This window comes from Archangium sp., assembly GCF_036388035.1.
Lineage (GTDB): Bacteria > Myxococcota > Myxococcia > Myxococcales > Myxococcaceae > Archangium.
This window is the reverse complement of sequence record NZ_DASVSO010000749.1, coordinates 1-2446: the sequence shown is the minus strand read 5'-3', so window position 1 is coordinate 2446 and position 2446 is coordinate 1. Positions and strand designations below refer to the sequence as shown.

General features: G+C 67.9%; 3 protein-coding genes. All 3 read left to right on the top strand.

What is annotated here, in order from left to right; genetic code table 11:
* Positions 1-1066: cytochrome c-type biogenesis CcmF C-terminal domain-containing protein (locus VF697_RS30690; protein ID WP_331100486.1), on the top strand; the 1066-nt coding region annotated here is incomplete at its 5' end.
* On the top strand, positions 1063-1614 hold the full coding sequence (locus VF697_RS30685; protein ID WP_331100484.1) for a TlpA family protein disulfide reductase: 552 nt from the start codon (positions 1063-1065) through the stop codon (positions 1612-1614). The genes VF697_RS30690 and VF697_RS30685, both read left to right, overlap by 4 nt.
* 460 nt (positions 1615-2074) lie before the next feature.
* The coding region (locus VF697_RS30680; RefSeq protein WP_331100483.1) for a DNA cytosine methyltransferase at positions 2075-2446 on the top strand (372 nt) is incomplete at its 3' end.

Sequence of the window (2446 nt, the reverse complement as noted above, 5' to 3'; positions counted from 1 at the left end):
GCTGCTCTTCGTGTCCATCGCGCTGCTGGCCACGCGCGGGCACCTGCTGGTGGCCGAGAGCAACATCAACTCGGTGCTCTCGCGCGAGACGACGATCCTGGTGAACAACCTGGTGTTCGTGGCCATCACCTTCACGGTGCTGCTGGGCACGCTCTACCCGCTCATCTCCGAGGCGGTGCGCGGGGTGCGCGTGAGCGTGGGCGAGCCGTACTTCAACAAGATGGCGGTGCCCGGCGGCATCATGGTGCTGTTCCTGATGGGCGTGGGCCCGATGCTGCCCTGGGGCAGCGCGGATCCGCGCACGGTGCGCGAGCGCTTCTGGGTGCCCGCGGGCGTGGGCGTGGCGGTGGTGGCCGCGTGTCTGGCGGGCGGGCTGCGGGGCTTCTACCCGCTGCTCACCTTCGGGCTGGCGGGCTTCGTCACCGTCATCACCCTGCGCGAGCTGGCGCTGCCGGTGAAGGTGCGCATGTCCGAGCGCAAGGAGGGCTTCGTCACGGCGCTCCTGGGCAGCGCGACCAAGGCGCGTCGGCGCTTTGGCGGCTACATCGTCCACCTGGCCATGGTGATCATCATCGTGGCCGTGGCGGCCTCGTCGGCCTTCGTGACGCACACCTCGGGTACGGTGCGCGTGGGCCAGACGCTGAAGGTGGGCGACTACCAGGTGAAGTACCTGGGGCTCACCAGCGGCCAGGAGCCGCACCGCACCTTCGTGGCCACGAAGCTGGAGGTGACGGCGCCCGACGGGACGGTCAGCGCGCTGGCGCCTCGGATGAACTACTACGAGCGCATGACGGATCCGGTAGGCACTCCGGCGGTGGGCTCGACGCCGAAGGAGGACCTGTACCTGTCGCTGATGGCCTTCTCCGAGGAGCGGGGCACGGCGAGCTTCAACGCGTGGATCTTCCCGCTGGTGGGGTGGATCTGGTGGAGCATCCCGCTGATGGTGCTGGGCACGCTGATCGCGCTGTGGCCGGCGCGGCGGGCCCAGGCGGCGGAGCAGGCGCAGACCCCGGCGGCGGGAGCGCCGCCCGAGGCGGGCAGTGAGCTGAACCGAGGTGCGGCATGAAGTGGCGCGTCACGCTCATCTTCGTCGCGGTGTGCCTGGGACTGCTGGCGGTGCTCTACAAGGGCTTCGGCAGCGATCCGCGCGCGGTGCCCTTCATGCTGCAGGGCAAGCCGGCACCGGCCTTCACGCTGCGCGCGCTGGGCACCGGGGAGCCGGTGAGCCTGGCGCAGCTCAAGGGCCGGCCGGTGGTCATCAACTTCTGGGCGTCGTGGTGCGGGCCCTGCAAGATGGAGCACCCGGTGCTCGAGTGGGGCGCGCGGGAGTTCGGCGGCCAGGCGGTGTTCCTGGGCATCGTCTTCGAGGACACCGAGGACAACGCCCGGCAGTTCCTGTCCCAGTACGGGGCGAGCTTCCCGCAGCTGGTGGATCCAAACTCGTCGATCGCGGTGGAGTACGCGGTCGCGGGCGTGCCGGAGACGTACTTCATCGACGCGAATGGCGTCATCCGGGGCAAGCACGTGGGCCCGATTGATCCGCAGTCGCTGGCCAGCTGGATCAAGGAGCTGTCCGCGCCGGCCGCGGCCCCCACCGCGCAGCAGCAGCAGTAGCCGCGGTTCCGCGGATCGCGGTGTTCCGCAGGGTGCAGGCCCGTCCAACCGACGGAGTGCATCATCTGCGCAGCCATCCGGGGCACACTTCCCCTGACGCTGGCCCTGGTGCCCGGGTGAACTCCCCGCCTCGTCCAGTACGCGTCGACAGCGAACATCTGCCACAGCACGCCCGCTTGGCCCCCCGAGCTTTTGTGCTTGTTGCTGTGGATGCACCCGCTACAGGCTTTCTCTCTCTTCGGCGCTGCCTTCGCTCGCAGCAGCGTGGGGAAGCGATGCATCTCTTTGTTGGCCAGCGTTGTTTTGCGCTTGCGGCCCTACCAGACAAGTTGGCATCATACCCCTACCTTACCTGCGGCATGGACAAACTCACCGCCGTCGGGAACCCCGCCGATAGGAGCAACCAAGCGGACAGAACACGAAATGGCGGCCGGAAAGAAAGCCCGGTAAGTAGGAAGGCTTGGAGGTCTCCGTCGAGACAATGTCGGTCCCCAAGCCTAAGGTCGTTCGCGCCGGAGCAGTCAGGGCTCGCAAAGTGCGTGGCAATGGGGAGGATGGGGATATGGGGAAGCAGGGTGTGAGGGGTGGGCGTTCTCTGGTGGTGAGCAAGAGACCGGCAGGCAACCAGCTGGCGCTAGCGCCCAATAGGCGGAAAGACGTTCCGCCCGAGCGGAAGCTCACCGTCGCTGGCCTCTTCGCAGGGGTGGGGGGGATTGAACTCGGCCTGCACCGTGCTGGGCACGAGACCGCGCTCCTCTGTGAGAACGAGCCAGGAGCAGTGGAGGTCCTCAGCACGCACTTCCGAGGTGTGCCGCTGCATAGCGATGTTTGC